The organism is Bartonella sp. CL436QHHD (assembly GCF_042195105.1).
Classification (GTDB): domain Bacteria; phylum Pseudomonadota; class Alphaproteobacteria; order Rhizobiales; family Rhizobiaceae; genus Bartonella.
The window spans coordinates 24,970-44,901 of sequence record NZ_JBHINR010000001.1 but is presented as its reverse complement, the minus strand read 5'-3'; the positions used below and the strand labels follow the sequence as shown (position 1 = coordinate 44,901).

The window sequence follows — 19,932 nt, the reverse complement described above, 5'->3', positions numbered from 1 at the left end:
ATGGGAAAATGAGAATTTTAAAGACAATTGCTGAAGTCCGCCAATATACTTCAGAGGAACGACATTTAGGTTTTTCGATTGGTTTTGTTCCAACAATGGGGGCATTGCATGATGGACATCTTGCATTAGTACAGTATGCAAGAGCAATGTGTGATCGCGTAGTGGTTTCTATTTTTGTCAATCCAAAGCAATTTGGACCTCAAGAAGATTTTTCTCAATATCCAAGAGATTTGAAGGGCGATTGTGCTTTGTTAAAAGAAGCAGGTGTTGAATGTGTTTTTGCTCCTTCTGTAGATGAAATGTGGCCACTGGGGAATGATACAATTGTACAAGTGAAAAAATTATCACGTATTTTGATGGGAAAATTACGTCCGGGGCATTTTTGTGGTGTAACAAGCGTTGTTGCTAAACTTTTTAACATTGTCCAACCAGATAAGGCTTTTTTTGGGGAAAAGGATTTTCAACAAATTTTAATTATTCGGCGTATGGTTGAAGATTTGGCTTTTCCTATTGAAATCGTTGGAGTTCCTATTCTACGGGAGTCAGATGGTGTAGCTTGTTCTTCACGCAATCAGCTTTTAACATTAGAAGATCGTAAAGCTGCCAAAATTATTCCTGAAAGTGGAAAAGCTGCTGAAAAGCTTTATCATGAAGGTGAACGGTCGGTTGATAAATTATGCAAAACTGTTCGTGATATTTTACAACAAGAAACGCGTGCAATCATTGAAGCGATAGATTTACGGGATATGGAAACTTTATGCGTGGTTAAAGGAACATTGAATAAACCGGCGGTTTTACTCCTTACTGTCCGCTTTGGTGAGGTAAGGCTGATTGATCAATATATATTGCAAGAGAAGAGTGGAAAATGAGTGTACATAAAACCGTAAAGCGTATAACATCTTCCGAAATACGTGCAAGAAAGGGACAACAGCCAATTGTTTCTTTAACAGCTTATCAAGCTTATACTGCGCGGATTGCTGATCCATATTGCGATATCCTTTTGGTTGGTGATAGCGTTGGGATGGTTGTGTATGGGTTTGAGACAACGCTTCCTGTTAATTTAGATATGATGATTTCACACGGGAAAGCCGTGGTGCGTGGATCTCAAAAAGCTCTTGTTGTTATTGATATGCCTTTTGGTTCTTATGAGGAAAGTCCAGAGCAAGCTTTTTTAAATGCATCGCGCATTCTTGCACAAACGGGGTGTGGTGCAGTTAAGCTTGAAGGGGGCGTTTATATAGCCGAAACAATAGATTTTTTGTGTAAACGTGGCATTCCAGTGATGGGGCATATCGGTCTTACACCCCAAGCAATGAATCATTTTGGTGGTTTTAAAACACAAGGACGCAAGGAGAATGATTGGCAAAGAATTGAAGCAGATGGAGCAGCGATTGAAGAGGCAGGTGCTTTTGCTGTTGTTTTAGAAGCAATGGTCGAACCTTTAGCGGTGAAACTGACAGATAAGCTTTCTATCCCTACGATCGGTATAGGGGCGTCCAATCAATGTGATGGGCAAGTATTGGTTATGGAAGATATGTTGGGCTATGGTTCTCATGTGCCAAAATTTGTACGCCGTTATGGAGACCTTGAACAAGCCATGGAAACTGCAATAAAGAATTATGCAGAGGATGTCACATCTCGTGCTTTCCCAGCGGATAATGAAGTTTATAAACTAAAATAAACTTCAGTTTAAGATGAAAGGTTTGACAAGAGAACATTTGTTATTTTGATAATGAATGTGCATTTTTGATATATTTTGTATGCAATTTGAACTGTGATTTTTTCCATTTCTTTAATGAAGTCACGCCTCTCATGCAAAACAGAACGCCATTGGGTCGCTAATTCACGTGCTTTTTTAAAGAAAGCTTTCTTAAGGTACCCAATCCTATTTCGCGACGGCGTTCGTGAATAGTATAGTGGTAAGTCCCTTATGAAGTGTATAAAATTTATAGAGCACTCCCGTCTTTACGCTTCATAAGAGAGCAAGCCGGCATCATCACGCACTTTGCCAATTTTCAATGTTGCGACAGCGCTTAGCACTTGAGATAGTTCATAAGAGGCATTTTAATTCTTTCTTTAAAAAGTTTTATCTACACGCCAGCCCCACTTGTGGTGTGCAAGAGAATGATTTTGATTGATTCAATATAAACAGATTTGAAATGAGTGAAGCTTACGATATTAGGAGCTCTCATTCAAAATGAAAAAACAATGAATTATTATTATAAGTCAGTGTGATGATTCTGTAATGACAAGGAATCAACAATGCGAAGAGTCTATAATCTTTGGGCATCCAAGTCATTAAAGCGCGTTAAAAATGCGTTTTCAATGTGTTGTGTAGAATAGGGGGATAAATTAAGATCATCGGGTAGAATATTATTGGGAGAGCCAAAATAGCGAAGGGCTTCTTCTGTATTAAATCCAGCAAGCGTAATCGCTTCATAATAGGCAGCAATACGGTCGGCTTGTTTAATTTTTTTAAAAAGTTTTTGAGAAAGATCAACGGGAAGAGAAAAGCGCATGTGGATAGCATCTTGGATGCGTTTTTCAACGCGTTCATATTGTTTTCCTATGACAGCTTTAAAAGGGGAAATCATATCGCCGATGACATATTCTGGAGCATCATGAAGAAGGGCATAAAGACATTCGTTGCTTCCCGATTGTGGAAAAAGTTTTTGAAATATTTGTTCAACCAAAAGTGAATGTTGTGCAACAGAATAGGCATGCTCTCCTCGTGTTTGACCGTTCCAACGTGCCACGCGAGAAAGTCCATGGGCAATATCTTCAATTTCAACATCAAAAGGAGAAGGGTTGAGAAGATCAAGTCGCCTTCCAGAGAGCATTCTTTGCCAAGCGCGGGCTTCTCCATTTTTTAATAATTCAGCTTTAGCCATGAGTGTTTTCTATAGTATTTTCAGGAAAGGTAAAATTCATATTTTCAGCAATGCTTATAGTGACAGGAATGTTTTTTACAGTAAAGGGGATGTTATGATCCATAGCATCTTTGACGTGGTCAATACGCATTAAAGCAAGAGCCTCATTTTCTACACATGTTCCCAAGTAGCCAATTACTTTTGTTTCTGCTTCAATGCTAGATTGAGGGGTTAATTCACACTGGCCTTTTACAATAAAAATACGGCGACGTGCTGCACGGCGGTGGTGCATTCGTGAAACAATTTCTTGTCCAATATAACATCCTTTATTGAATGCAAGTCCATTGATTTGATCGTAATTAATATCATGAGGAAAGACTTTGCCAACTTCATAGTCTTGACCACTTTCCGCAATTGCATAACGGATACGCAATCGATTCCATGTGTCATGATATTCTGAAGTTAAAAAAGGTTTTTTGCTATAGATTCGTATTATTTTTTCTTGTTGTGGGAAGCGTTTATCAACAAAACTTGAATCAAAATTTAAAGCATCTGATTCATTATTCAAAGAAACTGTAACAAGCTCTTGGAATGGTTGTGTAATTTCTACTTTTTTGCGCAGCTTATAGAGCAACAGACGCTTATGGAGCGTATCAGCTAAAGGCATCCTGATATCAATCAGGTAACCATCTTCTTTTTTTCCGATAAGAAAATCAGCAAGAACCTTTCCTTGTGGGGATAAAAGGGCTCCAGGGAAAAGTTCCTGTGGACTGATTTTTTTTACATCTGTCGTGATCAGGGATTGTAGAAAATCTGTTGCTTCTTCGCCTGTAATTTGAATAAGCCCGCGGTTTTTTAAGCAAATGGCATTTTGTTTTTTAATCATGGTTCTTGCCTTTCTGCTCAAAGTTACATAATCGATAAGTGAGCAATATGTAAGGAGCGTGGTTATGTTTAAAACATTTGATACAATTTTTAAAGGTGCAACACTTGTGAATCATGATGGAAGAAGCAAGCGTGATATTGGTATTACAAATGGTCGTATTGCTGAAATAGGCGACCTTACATGTGCATCGGCTAGTGAGGTCATTGATTGTACAGGGCTTCATATTTTACCAGGAATTATTGATAGCCAAGTGCATTTTCGTGAACCAGGAAATGAATATAAGGAGGATTTGGAAAGTGGCTCGTATTCTGCTGTGTTAGGGGGGGTTACGGCAGTTTTTGAAATGCCTAATACCAGTCCATTGACAACATCAGAAGAAACATTAAGCGATAAGGTTAAACGCGCATTTCATCGAATGCATTGTGATTTTGCATTTTGGGTTGGAGGAACGCGTGAAAATGCTCATGAATTGTCTGAATTAGAAAGACTTCCTGGTGCGGCTGGAATTAAAGTCTTTATGGGGTCCTCTACCGGTGATCTTTTGGTTGATGATGATGAAAGTGTACGCCTTATTTTGAAGAATACACGCCGTCGTGCGGCTTTTCATTCTGAAGATGAGGCGAGGCTCAAAGAGCGTAAAATATTGCGTATTGAAGGTGATGCATCGTCACATCCGATTTGGCGTGATGAAGTTACGGCATTAAAATGTACGCAGCGTTTGGTAAAAATTGCTCATGAGACGAAGGCTCGCATTCATGTGTTACATCTTTCGACAGAAGAAGAAATTGATTTTCTAAAAAAACATAAGGATGTTGCAACAATTGAAGTGACACAACATCATTTGACACTCACGGCTGATGATTATAAGAAGTTTGGTACATTAATTCAGATGAATCCGCCTATTCGTGAATTGCGCCACCGTGAAGCTCTTTGGTACGGTGTTCAACAAGGAATAATTGATGTCTTAGGCTCAGATCATGCGCCTCATACTCTTGAAGAAAAACTTCAACCTTATCCCTCTTCACCTTCAGGTATGACAGGCGTGCAAACAACAGCAGCAATTATGTTGACACATGTGAATGCAGGAAAAATATCTCTTGAACGTTTTGTTGATCTCACTTCACATGGCCCTAGTCGTATTTTTGGTATAAGCTGTAAAGGGCGCATTGCTGTTGGGTTTGATGCTGATTTAACCATTGTTGATCTTAAGAGAGAAGAAATTATTACGAATAGCTTAATTGGTTCTCGCGCCGGTTGGACACCTTATGATGGTCAAAAAGTTAAAGGTTGGCCTGTTGGGACTATTATCCGTGGTATGCGGGTTATGTGGGAAGGTGAAATTGTCACACCTTCACAAGGAGAGCCTGTTAAATTTATGGAAACTTTGGTGTAAACAGATTAAAATTATAAGTATGCCGTAAAATACCATCCTTTAGAGTGGTGATATAGGGTATGTCAGCCTCTTTGATACATAAGTGTTTTTTTAATGCGTGGTGAATATTCTTAGGCTTGTTTGTAGAAACTATGCAGCAAATTACATGCGTTAGAAGCCAAGAGGAACCTTGTTCAACAAGAACCTAGATTATTTACAGAGCAAATTTAGTTAAAAATCTTCGTCCTTTGAGGTGTGGGGAGGAAGCCAAAGAGCGATTTTGTATGGGGAAAAAGGCGCTCATACGAATAAAAGCGTATCGAGACATTATTCTTTAAACGTCTCTCTATTTTCAGAGCTGGTTTATTGCTCCCCGCATTTGTGAAAGGAGTATCATTGATACCGCTAAAATTGAAAGAGATACTTTTTGTATAGATTAATTATTTATAATGCATGAGGAGGTTTTCAGATAAAGTTCTTCCTTCCTCAATGTATCTTTGATTGGCTTCAATGGCTTCTTGTGTACAATGATGATAATTTTCTGAGAAAGCACGATACGCTTCATTAAACGCTTCATAAAAATAAGCACGTCTTTGTGGAATGGGGTGTTCTGCTTCAATCAGTGCATTCATATAGTCATACCATTGGTTTGTTGGAGGCTCGCAAAGATTTTGGAGAGAATGCAATGATCCCAAAATTTCTGCTAGTCGGAGTAATTTTTTTTCATAAGGTGGAGATTGTTGTGCAAAGGTTGGCATTGAAATGACAAGAAATATTAAAATAATGATGTTCATCAATCTATTACGCATTATTTTTATTGCTTTCTTTGAATAAAACTCTGTAAAGATAAAATAATTTTGTCATGAGAACGGTGTAAAAAATAGAGTTGATTGCTACATTATTCTCAATTATTGATTATAAAATATAGGGCGTAAGAGATAGTAAGGAACCCATTGTGGAATATTGAAAATACTGATGAAGCTTTGTGTAGTTTAAAATTTAAGATTTTCTTTCTGCAAACTATCTATTTTTCACATAGATTTATATTGTATTACCTATAGAATTTTTTCTAAGCTCGTTTTCTTTAAGGAGGGAAAGCATTTCTAATGATAGAACGCTTTTGTCCAATCAAATAAAATAGATTATTTTTATGATAAATGATGGATACAGCCGTGAATACAATGGGAAAATGGTAAGAAGAATTTACTATAAGATAAAAGTTTTTAGCCTAAACAGCGTAATACAATAATTTGAGATAAGATACATCTAAAAGGATCGGTGCATAATATCGTTCATGGAGTCAATAAATGAAAGAGTTGCGATTTTATAATACGCTGACACGTAAAAAAGAAAATTTTACACCAATAGATGCGACAAGAGTACGTCTTTATGTTTGTGGTCCGACAGTTTATGATTATGCGCATATAGGAAATGCACGCCCTGTCATTGTTTTTGATATTTTATTTCGTTTATTGCGTCATGTTTATGGTAATGAGCATGTTCTATATGCACGTAATATTACAGATGTTGATGATAAAATTAATGCACGAGCAGCTTGCGAATATCCAAACTTGTCATTGAATGATGCTATTCGTCAATTAACAGAACGTACATATTCTCAGTTTCAGCAAGATACAATAGCACTTGGTTGTCTTTTGCCAACCAGCCAGCCGCGCGCAACCGAGCATTTAGAGGAAATGCGCTCTTTAATTGAAAGATTGCTTGAAAAGGGGCACGCTTATAAAGCGGAAAACCATATATTGTTTTCTGTAAGTAGCATAAAAAATCCTCCCCATTATGGGGCATTTGCAAATCGTTCTTTAGATGAAATGAGGGCGGGGGCGCGTATCGATGTTGCTGCTTATAAAAGGGAAGAGATGGATTTTGTTTTATGGAAGCCTTCTGTGGAAGGAGAACCAGGTTGGGAATCACCGGGCGGAATTCCTGTTTTAGGTCGTCCAGGTTGGCATATTGAATGTTCTGCAATGTCAATGGCAAAGTTATTAGCGCCATATGGCGGTGGTTTAACCTGTGATGATCCGACCGCCAATGTTTTTGATATCCATGGTGGTGGAATTGATTTAATTTTTCCTCATCATGAAAATGAGATTTCTCAAAGTTGTTCAGCTTTTGGGACGGAGCGAATGGCTAATTTTTGGATGCATAATGGTTTTTTACAAGTTGAAGGCAAAAAGATGTCGAAAAGCTTTGGCAATTTCATAACTATTCGTTCTGTTTTAGAGAATAATTTTTTGGAGTTTAATGGTATTTTAACCGATGAAATGAAGCAAAATTGGGCTGGTTTGTCTGCGCGTTTTTCGATGTTGCAAACGCATTATCGTGAACCACTAAATTGGACAGCGCAGCGTTTAATACAATCGAGCAGCGAACTGTATCGTTGGTATGAATGGCTTCGCAGCAAAAAGAGTGAGATGAAAAACAATGAAGCAATTGATGATACTTTGATAGATGCACTTAGTGATGATCTTAATACTCCAAAAGCACTGACTCTTTTGCGAAAATTTTATAAGGAAGGAAATGCTTTGGCTCTTGTAAATGGAATGAATTTATTAGGACTGTTAAGACAAGAATGGATTAAAGAAATAGATTGCCCATTATTTATAAGAAAAACTTTCCTTGATACAAAATTTATTGATCAGCGCATTGCCGAAAGACTAAGACTTATCCATAATAAAGAGTGGGAAGCTGCGGATACAATTCGTGATGAGCTTGCAGCCGAGGGGGTTCTTTTAAAAGACAGTAAGGATCCGCAGAGTGGTGAGCGCATAACTGTGTGGGAAATAAAGCGACACTAATGTCTCTATTCCAGCAGCTCCATAAAAAAGGAGAATATGATGGAATTTTTATATCATTATGGATATATCGCGCTTAAGCTGGCTGTAGGTCTTGTTGCCTTCTTATTTATTTTAAGAACGACGGGGCGGGGGAGTCTTAGTCAAATGACACCAGTTGATTTGGTCAGTAATTTTGTTATGGGAGGTATTATTGGAGGCGTTATTTATAATCAGAATATTAGTAGCATTCAATTATTGCTTGTTTTACTCATCTGGCAAACCCTGATTACATCTTTTAATTTTATTGCACGTTATTCAGTTTTTTTTCGTCGTCTTATTGCAGGGCGGAATGTCACATTAGTTTTAGATGGAGTTTTCCAAATGGATAAGATTAAGAACTTGGGGATCAATATTAATGATCTCATTACGATGTTACGTCTTAAAGGGTGTCACTTACATGAAGCTGCTTTTGTTCGTTTGGAAACCAATGGTGATTGCACTGTCATTAAAAAGGAAGAGGGAAAGAAATCGACGATTTTAATAGAAAATGGTGAAGTTATTGATGATGGACTTAAAGAGATTGGTAAAACACAAAAGTGGCTTCAGGCAGAATTGAAAAAAAAACATGTAAAAGTTGAAAGTTTATTCGCAGCAGAGTGGTATGAAAATACAGATCAAAATAATAAATTGTATAGTGGATTATTTCTTGTTCCTTTTTCAAAAACAGTCTAACTTCAAAAAACGGGTAGGTATAGCTTATTGGAAGTATAATAAAGAGATAAATCTATAAATAACCACAGAGGGTATTTTGCCTGTTTGTGCGGATGATAGAGAAGTAAGGACTTTATGAAACGCAATGAAATGACAAAAACTGTATCATCAGATACAGGGAAGACTCTGCACACACTTTACAATTTATGGCCCTATATGTGGCCGGTAGGTCGGCGTGATCTAAAAATGCGTGTGCTATGGGCAATATTTTATCTTGTTTTGGCTAAGCTCGTTCTCATATCTGTACCGTATTTATTTAAATATTCTACGAATGTGCTTGATTCAAGCTTTCAGCTACCTGAATGGTTCCCATCCAGTTGGATTATTCCCATCATGCTCGTTTTGGCATACAATGTCGCGCGTATTATGCAGGCTGGATTAAATCAATTACGCGACTCCCTGTTTGCCACTGTTGGTCAATACGCTGTTCGTCAATTAGCTTATAAAACCTTTGTACATATGCATGAGTTATCCTTGCGATTTCATTTGGAACGCCGAACAGGTGGGCTTTCTCGTGTGATTGAGCGTGGAACAAAAGGAATTGAAGCGATTGTAAGATTTTCAATTCTTAGTACAGTACCGACAGTTTTAGAATTTATATTAACGGCACTGGTATTTTACATAAGTTATGGGTGGCATTATCTTCTCATCGTTGTTGCAACGGTTGGATTATATATCTTATTTACCATTAAGGCGAGTGATTGGCGTATTCGCATTCGACAAAAAATGAATACAGCGGATACTGAGGCGAATACTCGCGCTGTTGATTCTCTTTTGAATTTTGAAACGGTCAAATATTTTGGTAATGAAACTCTAGAAGCCGATCGATTTGATGCTTCTATGGTAGGTTATGAAAAAGCCGCAACGAAGATTTGGACATCGTTAAGCTGGCTTAATTTTGGTCAGACTCTTATCTTTGGTATTGGAATGACGATCATGATGCTGATGTCAGCTTATGAAGTTTTTTATAAGACACAAACTTTAGGAGATTTTGTTTTTATTAATGCGCTTTTAATGCAACTTTCTATTCCACTAAATTTTATTGGGTCAATGTATCGTGATATTCGACAAGGTTTAACGGATATTGAAGCAATGTTTGATCTTTTAGATGTTCAGAAGGAGATCGTTGATAAATCGGATGCTAAACCGTTAGAGATAAGTGATGGGACCATTTGTTTTCATCAGGTAAAGTTTTCCTACGATTCGAGACGTCAGATTCTCAGAGATATTGATTTTAAAGTTCCGGGAGGAAAAACAGTCGCCATTGTTGGTCCATCTGGTGCCGGTAAATCCACTATTTCTCGGTTGCTTTTTCGGTTTTATGATGTTGATGCGGGCTCTATCACAATTGACGGGCAGGATATTCGTGACGTAACACAAAAGAGTTTGCGTGAAGCGATTGGCATGGTCCCACAAGATACGGTGTTATTTAATGATACAATTGCCTATAATATTTGCTATGGGCGTCCAAGTGCTACAGATGAAGAGATGCGCAAAGCTGCTGAAATGGCACAAATATCAAAATTTATTGAAATTTTACCGGAAGGTTTTCAGTCTATGGTAGGAGAGCGAGGTCTCAAATTATCAGGTGGTGAAAAACAACGCGTGGCTATTGCCCGGACACTTTTAAAAGCTCCCCCACTTCTTATTCTAGATGAAGCAACGGCGGCTCTTGATACGGCGACGGAACAGGAAATTCAACAAGCATTAGATATTGTAAGCCGTGGACGTACAACATTGATTATTGCTCACCGTCTTTCTACTGTTATCAATGCTGATGAAATTTTAGTTCTTAAAAGTGGTCGTATTATTGAAAATGGGACGCATACAGAGCTTTTACGCAAGAAAGGTCTCTATGCTTCAATGTGGAATAAGCAGCTTGAAGCAACGAAAGCTGAAGAAAAGTTACGTAAAATGCGTGAAGAAGATGAGATGAGTGTTGTTAATCGTAAAAAATAAATAGAGCAAAATGTAATCTATATCTTTATATGGAGTGATTGATTAAATACATAAAAAGACACAAGAGGAACAAAAAGATTTGTTGCTTGTTTAAGTTTACGATGAATAGGAAATTATATGAGTATTCTGCAATCTTTCCATAATAGCTTTGTATCGGTTCATAAAGAAGGCTATCCTTTTATTGTAGCGTTTTTTGTTATTTCGCTCATTCTTGGTTGGATATGGAGTCCGTTGTTTTGGTTTGGTCTCATTCTCACGGTGTGGTGTGTATACTTTTTCCGTGATCCAGATCGTGTGATCCCTTTGAATTCAAATTGGGTTATGTCGCCTGCAGATGGGCGTATTTCATTTGTGGAATCATGTGTTCCACCTGAAGAATTAGGATTAGGGAAAGATGAAATGATCCGTATTTCCATTTTTATGGATGTTTTTTCATGCCATATTAATCGTATTCCTATCAGTGGTACAGTAGAGTCTATCGTTTATCAGCCAGGTCGATTTACTAATGCTGACTTTGATAAAGCTAGTCAGTTTAATGAGCGTAATGGGATGGTAATTGATAGCAAACATGGTAAAATCGGTATCGTACAAATAGCGGGAATGGTTGCACGCCGGATTGTTTGCTGGTCAAAAGAAAATGATGCCGTTATGACTGGTGAGCGATTTGGATTGATTCGTTTTGGTTCTCGCCTTGATATTTATATACCAACTGAAATGAAAGTGCGTGTTGCAGTTGGACAGACAGCAATTGCTGGAGAAACAGTTTTGGGTTCTTTTGATGATAAGAGTGCCACAACGGATTTCAGATACGATTAGGACTCACAATGAAAAATTTTTCGCCATTTTCTTCATTCAATCCTGAGGGGCAGCATGATGAAGGTGCAAATCGGCGGCGTTCACCTACATCGATGCGGTATGTCATTCCCAATATCATTACTATTTTAGCAATTTGTGCAGGGATGAGCAGTATTCGTTTGGCTTTTGAACATCGCTATGAAGCTGCTATTTTAATGGTGCTTTTGGCCGCAGTTTTAGATGGTGCTGATGGTCGCATTGCCCGTTTAATAGATGGTAGTTCATCTTTTGGGGCACAGATGGATTCTCTTGCTGATGTTATAAATTTTGGTGTTACCCCTGCACTCATTGTTTATTCTTTTATCTTGAATCAAGCAAATCACATTGGTTGGGTTGCTGCTCTTGTTTATTGTGTTGCTTGTTGTTTGCGATTAGCACGTTTTAATGTGATGTTAGATAACCCCAATATACCTAAGTGGCAGAAAAGTTATTTTGTTGGTGTTCCAGCACCAGCAGGAGCATTATTACTTTTATTGCCTACCTATTTAGGCACTCTTGGTTTGGTTCCCAATTGGGGGTGGGCATTATTTTTTAGTCTTTATACTGTAATTATTGCTTTTCTTTTGATTAGTCGTTTACCGGTATGGAATGCAAAAACAATTGATCAAAATTTAAGGCGCGATATCGTTATACCGTGCATGTTGGTCATTGTTATTTATGTCGGTTTTCTTGCGACTTACACATGGGAAACTTTATTGATTACAGCTGTTAGCTATATTATTTTTCTCCCCTGTAGTTTTATCGCTTATAATAAACGTGCTACTTTAGAAGAGAAAAAGGCTGATGCTAAAGCTATCCAAGAATCATAAAGTGCTTCATGCTTCTGTCGAAGAGCACAGAAAAAAGAGAGAGTCAAACGATTTACTTCTCATATGATGATCAATCAGGTATGTGATAATTTACAAACCGATTTTTATGGACATTAAAGAGTTTTCCAGTTTCCTTTAAATCAGGTGATAACAAATGTACGGTCTTTTTTGCGACCTCTTGTGGTGAAGGCAGAGTTTGTGGATCTTCACCAGGCATAGCTTCAGCGCGCATGGCAGTGCGTGTGGCACCAGGGTTGACACAATTAATCTTAATAGGGGTTTGTTTGAGTTCTTCTGCCCAACAACGGGCAATCACCTCTAAAGCCGCTTTAGAGGCTGCATAAGCTCCCCAGAAAGGGCGCGCAGCATGCGCAACGCTTGAGGATAACAGGATGGCTCGTCCAGCATCAGATTCACGTAATAAAGGCTCAACGGCTTTCATTAAGCGCCATTGGCTGAAAAGATTTATTTGAAAAACATCTTCAAATACCGTGTTTTCTATATGCGCTATTGGTGAGAGTGTTCCAAGAATTCCTGCGTTTGCAACGATAATATCAAGTTTTTTCCAGCGTTTGGCAATTGAGATAGCAAGAGTATCGATGTTTTCCATATGATGCAAGTCAAGGGGAACAAGGGTTGCATGAGCTCCTTTTTCTCGGATTTGATTATCTAATTCAGTAAGTCCACTGACTGTTCGTGCAAGAGCAATAATATGAGCCCCGCGTGCAGCAAGCTCGAGTGCCAAATAATAGCCAATCCCTCTTGATGCGCCAGTAACAAGTGCCACACGCCCATGGAGACTAAAATCACATTTTGCCATCATTAATCTCTTGTTTTAAGAACAGATGATTGATGAATTTTGGAGAGATTTTCTTGATCAACCAGATGCGTAGGATAATATCCAGTAAAATAATGGTCAGTAAATTGTGGATCGGCGTTATTCCGTTTTTCCCCTGCTACAGCAAGATATAATCCATCCGTTGAAAGAAATTCTAATGAATCCGCTCCAATAAAATCACACATAGATTTTAAATCTGGATATTGATTTGCTAAAAGATTTTCAGCTTTAGGTGTATCAATACCATAAAAGTCAGGATAAAAAATCATAGGGCTAGAAATGCGCATATGAACTTCTTTTGCTCCTGCATCGCGAAGCATTCGTACAATTTTAAGGGATGTTGTTCCACGTACAATAGAGTCATCAACCAGAATAACACGTTTTCCTTCAATCACAGGACGGTTTGCCGAATGTTTTAACTTGACGCCAAAAGCACGAATTTGTTGTGTTGGTTCGATAAAAGTGCGGCCAACATAGTGATTACGAATAATACCAAGCTCGAAGGGAATTCCAATTTCTTGTGCATAGCCAATTGCGGCAGGCGTTCCTCCATCAGGAACAGGAACCACAACATCACCCTCACAAGGGGCTTCCTGTGCTAAATGGATTCCCATATTTTTGCGTGTTGTATAAACACTACGTCCTCCAACGATTGAGTCTGGGCGGGCAAAATAAACATATTCAAACAAGCAAAGTTTTTCTGGTTTTGTATTTTCTGGTTTTATAATTTTTTTCGTAATTTCCCCATTTTTTTGTATTTCACATATGATGATTTCTCCATTTTTAACATCACGGACATATTTTGCTCCAATAATATCAAGAGCACAAGTTTCAGAACAAAAGATAGGCTTACCATCAAGTTCCCCCATCACGAGAGGTCTAATTCCTGTTGGATCGCGTGCCGCAATAAGCTTTGTACGTGTGAGCGCTAACATAGCATACCCACCTTCTACTTGCCGAATCGCATCAACAAAACGATCAGAGGACGATTCATAACGTGAGCGGGCAATAAGATGGAGAAAAACTTCTGAATCTGACGTTGATTGACAGATAGCACCAGAAGCGATGAGTTCACGGCGTAATGTGAGACCATTGGTAAGATTACCATTATGTGCAATAGCAATACCTCCAACTTTCAATTCAGCAAAAAGGGGTTGAACATTGCGTAATGCCACTTCTCCAGTTGTTGAATAACGGGTATGTCCAATAGCACGATTTCCTGGTAAGCGCGCAAGTGTTGCAGGGTTTGTATAGTGATCACCAACAAGACCTAAATGCTTTTCTTGATGAAATATTTTATTGTGGTAAGAAACAATCCCAGCTGCTTCTTGCCCACGATGCTGAAGTGCGTGGAGTCCAAGAGCTGTTAATGTTGCGGCATCTTCATGCCCAAGAATACCAAAAACTCCACATTCTTCATGAAGGGTATCATCATCTAATGAAAATTCTTGACAGAAAACATCGCTTTTTATCATCATATTCTTTCAGTTGTGATATGGAGGAATCATTAATATCACATTTTACATCATTTAGTTCTCTTTCCTCATGAAAAACTATTCTCTATTTTTTAAAATTATCTTTTCATGAGAGTGTTGCTCATACGTATGTTTATTGCTGTCTTTAAACAAATTTTCAGCCTTTTCGAGAACAGATCCAATATCTTTTGGGAGTATTTCCCAAACTTTTTGTCCCAATGAATCTAAAATGGGTCTTGTTTTTGCATTTTTTAACCAATTCGCTTGAAGCTCGGGTTTAATCAGTGCATTAATCAGCAACATACCGATGACCATGATAAGTAAACCACGAAGTGCTCCAAAAATAAAACCAATAGCACGGTCAAGGATACCAATTCGACTATCAATAATAAAATCAGAGATCTTCATTGTAATAATTGAAGTAATAATGAGAACAATAATAAAAATTGTGACCAATGTTGTGATCAATGCAATCATTTTATTAGAGAGATATTGTTCAAAGAAAGGTAAGACAGGTTTGAATAAAAACAGTGTCGTAACAGCTGCAACTGCCCAAGAAATCAACGATAACACTTCACGTGAAAATCCTCGAAGCATAGCAAGAAAAGCGGACAACAGGATGATTACTACGACAATTCCATCAAGGATTGTTATGATCATTTGTTTGTTCCTTATACATAAAGTTGCGTTCTTTTAAGTCTGTGTGCAAATATATTTTTTGTTATGCCATTTTTTGTTCTTATAGCAAGGATCTTTTGTATGTTATAGAGTTTTTTCTATATTATCATATCTGTGGTGCAGATCATTTTTTACTTACGGTAAGAGTAGCAACGAGTTCGGGAAGGTCGGAGAAAGTTTTTTGTTTAAAGTTGAGCGACTTCATCATTTCGGTTGTTGTTGTGGGATGAAAGGCTCCTTGAAAGCCGAGTTTTTTGGCTTCATTTATGCGCTGTGCTGAATGTGCAACAGCGCGGGTAGCTCCTGAAAGACTGACTTCACCAAAATAGACATAATCCGTTGGCAATGCGATATTGGCAAGAGAAGATACCAAAGCAGCGGCTACAGCTAAATCAGCAGCGGGTTCTGATATGCGATAGCCACCTGCCACGTTCAGATAGACATCATGCTGTCCAAAACGAATGCCACAATGGGCTTCTAAAACGGCAAGAATCATAGAAAGACGATTTCCATCCCATCCGACAACCGCACGTCTTGGTGTCCCAAGGGAAGAAGGAGCAACAAGCGCTTGAATTTCTACGAGTATCGGGCGTGTTCCTTCCATACCGGCGAAAACAGCAGCGCCTGGGGCTTTTTCATTACGTTCTCCTAAAAACAATTCGGATGGATTTATCACTTCGCGTAATCCTTTATCAGACATTTCAAAGACACCAATTTCATCTGTTGGTCCGAAGCGATTTTTTACAGTTCTAAGAATGCGATAATGATGTCCTCCTTCACCCTCAAAATAGAGAACGCCATCAACCATATGTTCAACGACCCGAGGACCAGCAATTTGTCCATCTTTTGTAACATGCCCAACAAGAACAACGGCGGCTCCTGTTTTCTTGGCAAAGCGGATCATTGCCTGAGCACCGATACGTACTTGTGTGACAGTGCCAGGTGCTGAATCTGCTGTATCTGACCATAGGGTTTGAATCGAATCGATAATCACCATATCAAGGTTTTTATGTTCGCTTAAGGTTGCCAGAATATCTTCAACATTGGTTTCAGCAGCAAGTTTCACCTCTGTATTGTTAGCTTCAAGCCTTTGTGCGCGCAGACAAATTTGCGCAATAGCCTCTTCACCTGAAACATAGATGACATTATATCCTTTACGTGATAAAGCAGCAGCTGTTTGTGTCAGCAATGTTGATTTACCAATACCCGGATCACCTCCAACAAGGAGTGCCGATCCACGGACAAAGCCCCCACCGGTAACACGATCAAGTTCCGCAATACCAGAATAAATACGTGGAGCATCTTGGATATCTCCAGAAAGAGATGTAAGGGCAACGATGCGTCCTTTACGCGTATTCTGCTTAGGACCACTTCCTATGCCGCCATTTATATTTTCTTCGATAAGGGAATTCCATTCTCCACAAGCACTACATTTTCCCGCCCAACGAGAATGGACAGTTCCACAATTTTGACAGATAAATTGAATACGATTACGCACCATGTTGATTTAACCAATTTGCTCTGGAAGATAATCAATATCTTCTAGGTCACTGAATCGTGTGAAAGAAGACTGAAAGGCAAGGGGCACGATTCCTGTCGGTCCATGACGTTGTTTTGCAACAATAACATCAGCTTTTCCAAAAGCTTTGTCCATTATTTCTTGCCATTTTGTATGTTCCAAGCTACCTAACTTTGGTTCTTCATTTTTGAGGTAGTATTCTTCACGATAGACAAATAAAACGATGTCGGCATCTTGCTCAATAGAACCAAATCCACCTAAATCTAAAAGTTTTGGGCGTTTATCTGTTCTGTTTTCAACTTGATGTGAAAGTTGTGAAAGAGCAATAATAGGGATATTTAATTCTTTAGCTAAGGCTTTTAATTCTGCAGTGATTTCTTGAATACGATATTCAGATGTGTATTTTAAATCACTTGTCATGAGTTGGATATAATCAATAATTAAGACGTCCAAACCATGTTTTTGCTTGAGACGCCGAGCACGGGCAGCCAGTTGTGAAACTGATATTCCTCCAGTTTGATCAATATAAAGGGGTGCCTTTTGGAGCTGATTTACCGTACGAATAATTTTTGAAAATTGTTCATCTGAGATATGACCACGTCGAATATCAGAAGAAGAGACTTCCGTTTGTTCAGAAATAATACGTGTTGCAAGCTGCTCTGAGGACATTTCAAGTGAGAAGAATCCTACAACACCGCCTTCATTTTCTTGGATATTACCATTATGATTATAAGCATTGGCAATATTAAAGGCAATATTGGTAGCAAGTGAAGTTTTACCCATACCAGGGCGCCCCGCAAGGATAATTAAGTCGGATGGTTGTAATCCTCCCATTTTTTCATCAAGTGTTTGAATATGAGTCGCTATCCCTGATATTTGCGAAGAGCGCTTTTTTGCAGCACTTGCTATATCAACAACTCTTTTGATAGCTTCATCAAGACTGTCAAATCTACTATCGCAGTCTTCTTTTTTTTCTAGCATAATTATACACTTTCCTTTTGTTAGATATCAGTTTTTATGCAATTTTATATCAAGAATATTTTGCATGTTGTAGAATTTTCTCTGTGCTGTAGTATTTAAAACACTGCTTGTTTTTTTATATTGCGGTGATTAGGGTAATTTTTCAGATAGATTAGAAAATATTTTTGTTAAAAGGTTAGAGATTGTCCAATAAAGAGGAAATTTTCTGATATTCTACATAATAGTCAGCCTTGCACAACAGCAGCAATTACTTTTGGATTTAAAAACAAGAAAATGAGTATCTTGTGAGAAGGAGTTTTTTTAAAGAAGGAACAATATAGAAAGATTTAGATTAGCTATAGATTTTGGATATATGTATCCTACTTGCAACACTAAAAGATGTATTATCTTCTCATATTATTAAGATTAATATTGTTCAAGAGCTTTTTAGATAGCAAATAATGACGGCCAAAATCATCGAAAAATAACTTTTATAAAAAAATTCCATTCTTCACAGGCGCTACATTTCCCAGCCCAACGAGAATGGACAGTTCCACAATTTTTACAGATAAATTGAATACGATTACGCACCATATTGATTTAACCAATTTGCTCTGGAAGATAATTGCTATCGGCAAGATCACTGAATCGTGTGAAATCAGATTGAAAGGCAAGGGGCACGATTCCTGTTGGCCCATGGCGCTGTTTTGCAATAATAACATCAGCTTTTCCAAAAGCTTTGTCCATTATTTCTTGCCATTTTGTATGTTCCAAGCTACCTAACTTTGGTTCTTCATTTTTGAGATAATATTCTTCGCGATAGACAAAAAGAACGATGTCGGCATCTTGCTCAATTGAACCAGATTCACGTAAATCTGAGAGCTGTGGACGTTTATCTGTTCTATTTTCTACTTGACGTGAAAGTTGAGAGAGAGCGATAATAGGAATATTCAATTCTTTCGCTAATGCTTTTAATCCTGTGGTAATTTCTGTGATCTCTTGGACACGATTTTCTGATGAACGCTTTGAACTGCTTGTCATGAGTTGGATATAGTCAATAAACAAGATATCTAAACCATGTTGCCGCTTGAGACGCCGCGCACGAGCAGCTAATTGCGTAATTGATATTCCCCCAGTTTGATCAATATAAAGTGGTGCCTTTTGTAGTTGGTTCACCGCACGAATAATTTTTGAAAATTGTTCATCTGAAATATTACCACGCCGAATATCAGAAGAAGAGACTTCTGTTTGTTCAGAAATAATACGGGTTGCAAGCTGTTCGGATGACATCTCAAGTGAGAAGAATCCCACAATGCCGCCTTCATTTTCTTGGATATTGGCATTACGATTATAAGCATTAGCAATATTAAAGGCAATATTGGTAGCCAGTGAGGTTTTACCCATACCAGGGCGCCCCGCAAGGATAATTAAGTCAGATGCTTGTAATCCTCCCATTTTTTCATCAAGTGTTTTAATATGGGTGGCTATCCCTGATAATTGTGAAGAGCGCTTTTTCGCAGCACTTGCCATATCGATAGCTTTTTTAATAGCCTCATTAAAATTTTCAAATCCACCTCCATATTTCCCTTTTTCTGCTAGCTCAAATAACTGATTTTCAACAGTTTCAATTTGTTGGGTAGGCGTGAGTTCTACAGGAGCATCAAAGGCTGTATTGACAACTTGAGTTCCAAGGTTAATCAAAGACCGTCGGATAAAAAGATCGTAAATGACGCGTCCATAATCTTCAGCGTTAATAATAGTGACTGCCTCTGTGGCTAAGCGAACAACATATTGGTATACAGTAATATCTCCAATTTTTTCTTCCATTTGGATATAGGGCTTGATTGTAACTGGATCTACACGTTTTCCTGTTTTAATAAGGTGAGATAAAACATGATAAATTTTTTGATGCAATGGTTCAAAAAAATGTTCTGGTTTTAGAAAATCTGAAACGCGGTCAAGAGAATCATTGTTGATAAAGATGGCACCAAGCAATGCCTGTTCAGCTTCAATATTATGCGGAAGTTGCCGAAAAGAAGGAGAATCCTCTTTCTTTGAAGAGCTGACATTAACAACGTTAGTTTCTTCCATAATATTTTTCCACTAAAATTCTAAGTCTAGCTACTTTAGGCGATAAATTGAAAA

General features: G+C 38.1%; 16 protein-coding genes and 2 pseudogenes. 8 read left to right on the top strand and 10 right to left on the bottom strand.

From position 1 onward, the window contains the following. The first annotated feature begins 8 nt into the window (after positions 1-8). On the top strand, positions 9-869 hold the full coding sequence (gene panC, locus ACFIKN_RS00205; RefSeq protein ID WP_375657726.1) for a pantoate--beta-alanine ligase: 861 nt from the start codon (positions 9-11) through the stop codon (positions 867-869). Continuing rightward, complete coding sequence (gene panB / locus ACFIKN_RS00200; RefSeq protein WP_375657725.1) at positions 866-1,681, top strand: 3-methyl-2-oxobutanoate hydroxymethyltransferase; 816 nt, start codon at positions 866-868, stop codon at positions 1,679-1,681. The genes panC and panB overlap by 4 nt, the downstream gene beginning before the upstream one ends. A gap of 592 nt (positions 1,682-2,273) precedes the next feature. Here the strand turns inward: panB and ACFIKN_RS00190 are convergent. Beyond that, complete coding sequence (locus ACFIKN_RS00190; protein WP_375657724.1) at positions 2,274-2,891, bottom strand: YfbR-like 5'-deoxynucleotidase; 618 nt, start codon at positions 2,889-2,891, stop codon at positions 2,274-2,276. Beyond that, positions 2,884-3,756, bottom strand: coding sequence for a YgfZ/GcvT domain-containing protein (locus ACFIKN_RS00185; RefSeq protein ID WP_375657723.1), 873 nt, complete (start codon positions 3,754-3,756; stop codon positions 2,884-2,886). The genes ACFIKN_RS00190 and ACFIKN_RS00185 overlap by 8 nt, the downstream gene beginning before the upstream one ends. A 64-nt stretch (positions 3,757-3,820) precedes the next feature. On the opposite strand from ACFIKN_RS00185, the gene ACFIKN_RS00180 reads away from it, so the two are divergent. Beyond that, positions 3,821-5,149: a dihydroorotase gene (locus ACFIKN_RS00180; RefSeq protein ID WP_375657722.1), complete on the top strand. Its 1,329-nt coding sequence runs from the start codon at positions 3,821-3,823 to the stop codon at positions 5,147-5,149. A 419-nt stretch (positions 5,150-5,568) separates the two neighbouring features. On the opposite strand, the gene ACFIKN_RS00175 is transcribed toward ACFIKN_RS00180, so the two are convergent. After that, positions 5,569-5,937, bottom strand: a complete 369-nt coding sequence (locus tag ACFIKN_RS00175) for a TIGR02301 family protein (protein ID WP_375657721.1) — start codon at positions 5,935-5,937, stop codon at positions 5,569-5,571. A gap of 498 nt (positions 5,938-6,435) precedes the next feature. Here ACFIKN_RS00175 and cysS point away from each other — a divergent pair, with 498 nt between their 5' ends. The 5 genes from cysS (at position 6,436) to pssA (ending at position 12,317) form a co-directional block, all read left to right on the top strand. Beyond that, a complete protein-coding gene (gene cysS / locus ACFIKN_RS00170) occupies positions 6,436-7,944 on the top strand; it encodes a cysteine--tRNA ligase (protein ID WP_375657720.1) in 1,509 nt (502 codons plus the stop codon). A gap of 39 nt (positions 7,945-7,983) precedes the next feature. Next, the gene (locus tag ACFIKN_RS00165; protein ID WP_375630770.1) at positions 7,984-8,655 is read left to right on the top strand and encodes a DUF421 domain-containing protein; all 672 of its coding nucleotides are present in this window, start codon (positions 7,984-7,986) and stop codon (positions 8,653-8,655) included. A 114-nt stretch (positions 8,656-8,769) separates the two neighbouring features. After that, positions 8,770-10,653 (top strand): ABC transporter ATP-binding protein/permease, encoded by a 1,884-nt coding sequence (locus ACFIKN_RS00160; protein WP_273791088.1) that lies wholly within the window; start codon positions 8,770-8,772, stop codon positions 10,651-10,653. Positions 10,654-10,770: 117 nt separating this feature from the next. Further along, positions 10,771-11,469: a phosphatidylserine decarboxylase gene (locus ACFIKN_RS00155; RefSeq protein ID WP_273791087.1), complete on the top strand. Its 699-nt coding sequence runs from the start codon at positions 10,771-10,773 to the stop codon at positions 11,467-11,469. A gap of 8 nt (positions 11,470-11,477) precedes the next feature. After that, positions 11,478-12,317, top strand: coding sequence for a CDP-diacylglycerol--serine O-phosphatidyltransferase (gene pssA / locus ACFIKN_RS00150; protein WP_375657719.1), 840 nt, complete (start codon positions 11,478-11,480; stop codon positions 12,315-12,317). Positions 12,318-12,387: 70 nt separating this feature from the next. Here pssA and ACFIKN_RS00145 read toward each other — a convergent pair whose 3' ends face one another. The 7 genes and pseudogenes from ACFIKN_RS00145 to ACFIKN_RS00115 all read right to left on the bottom strand — a co-directional run bounded on the left by ACFIKN_RS00145 (position 12,388) and on the right by ACFIKN_RS00115 (position 19,878). Beyond that, positions 12,388-13,137: an SDR family NAD(P)-dependent oxidoreductase gene (locus tag ACFIKN_RS00145; protein ID WP_375657718.1), complete on the bottom strand. Its 750-nt coding sequence runs from the start codon at positions 13,135-13,137 to the stop codon at positions 12,388-12,390. 2 nt (positions 13,138-13,139) lie between these two features. Continuing rightward, a complete protein-coding gene (purF, locus tag ACFIKN_RS00140) occupies positions 13,140-14,633 on the bottom strand; it encodes an amidophosphoribosyltransferase (protein WP_375630765.1) in 1,494 nt (497 codons plus the stop codon). 75 nt (positions 14,634-14,708) lie between these two features. Beyond that, the gene (locus tag ACFIKN_RS00135) at positions 14,709-15,290 is read right to left on the bottom strand and encodes a CvpA family protein (RefSeq protein ID WP_273791083.1); all 582 of its coding nucleotides are present in this window, start codon (positions 15,288-15,290) and stop codon (positions 14,709-14,711) included. 142 nt (positions 15,291-15,432) lie between these two features. Next, positions 15,433-16,809 carry a DNA repair protein RadA gene (radA, locus tag ACFIKN_RS00130; protein WP_375630763.1) on the bottom strand — a complete coding sequence of 459 codons (1,377 nt, stop codon included), beginning with the start codon at positions 16,807-16,809 and terminating at the stop codon, positions 15,433-15,435. Between the two features lie 6 nt (positions 16,810-16,815). Next, positions 16,816-17,760: pseudogene (locus tag ACFIKN_RS00125) on the bottom strand (DnaB-like helicase C-terminal domain-containing protein); the annotation flags it as partial. A 516-nt stretch (positions 17,761-18,276) separates the two neighbouring features. Continuing rightward, a pseudogene (locus ACFIKN_RS00120) lies at positions 18,277-18,381 on the bottom strand (hypothetical protein); the annotation flags it as partial. A gap of 6 nt (positions 18,382-18,387) precedes the next feature. After that, a complete protein-coding gene (locus tag ACFIKN_RS00115) occupies positions 18,388-19,878 on the bottom strand; it encodes a replicative DNA helicase (RefSeq protein ID WP_273791081.1) in 1,491 nt (496 codons plus the stop codon). Positions 19,879-19,932: the final 54 nt, after the last annotated feature.